At 44.6% G+C, this 2,336-nt stretch carries 3 protein-coding genes; all 3 read left to right on the forward strand.

Annotated features, from left to right (window positions below; translation table 11 throughout):
- Positions 1 to 470 (forward strand): hypothetical protein (locus JCM12296_RS40755; RefSeq protein ID WP_218188434.1); only part of this gene is annotated, 470 nt, incomplete at its 5' end.
- A gap of 64 nt (positions 471 to 534) precedes the next feature.
- Positions 535 to 894, forward strand: a complete 360-nt coding sequence (locus JCM12296_RS39480; RefSeq protein WP_155320783.1) for a hypothetical protein — start codon at positions 535 to 537, stop codon at positions 892 to 894.
- Positions 895 to 1,879: 985 nt separating this feature from the next.
- The coding region (locus tag JCM12296_RS34230; protein WP_157068178.1) for a hypothetical protein at positions 1,880 to 2,336 on the forward strand (457 nt) is incomplete at its 3' end.

Consider the following 2,336-nt stretch of genomic DNA (forward strand, 5'->3'; position numbering starts at 1 on the left):
CCGCGTTAAATTCACTTATGTCTAAAAAACAGAAGAAACGACCACTACAAATTTCATTCTATGATGATGGCTATGGATGGATTTTATTAAGATTAAATTTACCTGAAAAAATAATAAAGATTAGCATAAGTTCTGCATTTGATCCGCTTCCAGACCTTTTCAACTGGATTGAGGATATATGTGTTGGTGATCTTCCATCAGAATTTGAAATAGATCAAGAAGGAAAAATTATAAGGGTCGAGGCAATGATTTTATCTAAAGATGCAAAAGATTCATTCCTTCTGAGAATCTCTGATCCTTATACGGAACAAATGTTGGTCAAATCTGAATTGTCAAAAAGAGATTTTATCATGACCTTGTTAAACCGTTTTGAGTCATTCGTGAATAAAAGGAAAAATAAAGAATGGTCAGGTTATAATTTAAATGAATTGCCCTATATAGAGTTAAAACAGTATAATAGCAACGACTGAATTTAACCTCCGCGTCCACGGGACGGCGAGGAGCATGCCGCCCGTGACGCAGGCGTTATAAAAGATGAAGCGATTTCTTAGAATTGTTTTACCAATTGCATTTTTAGCTATAGCTGCTGTTTACCTTAATAGTGCAGCTTTTAGCGGTTGGGTATCGGGCGGCCCACCAAATGATTACCCAGAAGCTTGGGCATACAGGGCTATGCGGCATTTCTATTATGGGATTGGTTTTATTGCTATAGCATTAACAGTTTTTTTAGCACTAAAGGATAATGCCAAAAGAATAAAGGTTAAATGCGTTATAGGCTTTATTGTTGCTCTTATTCTGTTTTCTGTACCACATTTGAAGAAGTTTATCGAAATTGATTCTTGTCTTGATCATGGTGGTGAGTGGAATAACAGCTATCATCGATGTGAGGAATGAATTTTTTATAACCTGTCACTTAAGCGGGACCGGGAAAAGCGGTGCCATTTTGAACGATTGTATTTATTTGAAAGTTCAAAAGATCTTTTGAACATTTTTCTGGTCCCTTCCCGGCCCCTTAGTTTGGCGTTATCGCGCCGAGCGAAGCTCGGCGTATCTTGCAGGGTGAAAGTCCCTGCCGGGAGGAAAGTCAGTAATGGCTTTCTGTAGGGGTTAGCCACCCACCCGTATCGAGCCTTGGTCCATGGCGGAGATACCTTCTACTCATTGTAAGTGTTGGACGCCGATGTGTTGGCTGGAAACGAGCCGCGACCCGGGCAACCGGTGCCATTCGCGGAAGGCCTCACCCCGCTGAACGATCAATGGAGTAGGGTATCGAACAAGATGGGCTAAGCGTAGGCAGAGAATCCTGTAGGCCGTAGGGGAGACCGCGCTCCCTGAAGTGCTGGTACAGCTTCGAAATGCAAATTGCGGACGCCGAGGGTTTTAACGTGCGCCGAAGGCAACACAGAAGCATCCGTTTTGGCGAGGATGTGGAGGTCCGCCGGAGTCATCAGGCCGTGGCATGCAGGAAGAGATGCGCTGTAGAACTCGGGAAGCCCCATTGCGCTCCTGGCGTGATTTCGATCCAGGTGGGTCGTCGCAAGGCGGCTATATGCCATTGGGGTGTCTTATCAGGCATAGTACTCAGAGGTTGGGAAAGCCAGCCACACGCATGTGTCAGTGATACATGCAAGGGAAAGGACCTGACGGAAGGATGCAGCCCGCAAAGGAAACTCGTGCCGGACATGTAGGGCTGGATAACACGAGCCAACCTCACTGCGGGGAATAGCAACTGGATCTTGTAACGGGTAACTGTGAAGATCCGCGCGGAAGCGAGTCCAACCGAAGAACCGGATGCGGGAAAACCGCACGTCCGGGACTGTGTGGGGGGCGCCGGGTGACCGGCGTTCCTACCACGAGATAAGACGATAGAGGGAAATTAATGAGCGAATTCGATTTTATTAGTAACGACACATTTCGCAATATGCTTGAAAGAGACAAGCGTGAAATGACATCTTGCCTTGACGCTGGTAATTTTAAGTCTGTATTAGTTTTAGCCGGCAGTATCATTGAAGCCATCTTGGTAGATTTCTTTCTTGTATTTTTAGCTGAAAAACATTCTTCAAGCACAATACTTAAATCCCCTCTAAGCAAACTGATTGATATAGCAGTAGAAAATAACCTTGTTTCCGACAGGACCAAGGATATTGCATCCGTTGTTAGGAATTATAGAAACTTGATACATCCTGGGAAGGAATTTAGGCTTAAGGAAAAGGTCGACAAGCCATCAGCTGTTGTTGCTGCAAATCTTGTTGATATAATGATCAGCGAGCTTCGTGATGTGTTTTCAGAAAAATATGGCTATCGGGCAGACGCAGTAATTGCAAAAGTCAAGATAG

Origin of the sequence: Desulfosarcina cetonica JCM 12296 (assembly GCF_001311845.1) — a bacterium.
In the GTDB taxonomy this organism is placed as follows: domain Bacteria; phylum Desulfobacterota; class Desulfobacteria; order Desulfobacterales; family Desulfosarcinaceae; genus Desulfosarcina; species Desulfosarcina cetonica.

Coding starts and splice junctions, on each gene's coding strand:
- JCM12296_RS39480 (WP_155320783.1), top strand. CDS start 535: ATGAAGCGATTTCTTAGAATTGTTTTACCAATTGCATTTTTAGCTATA.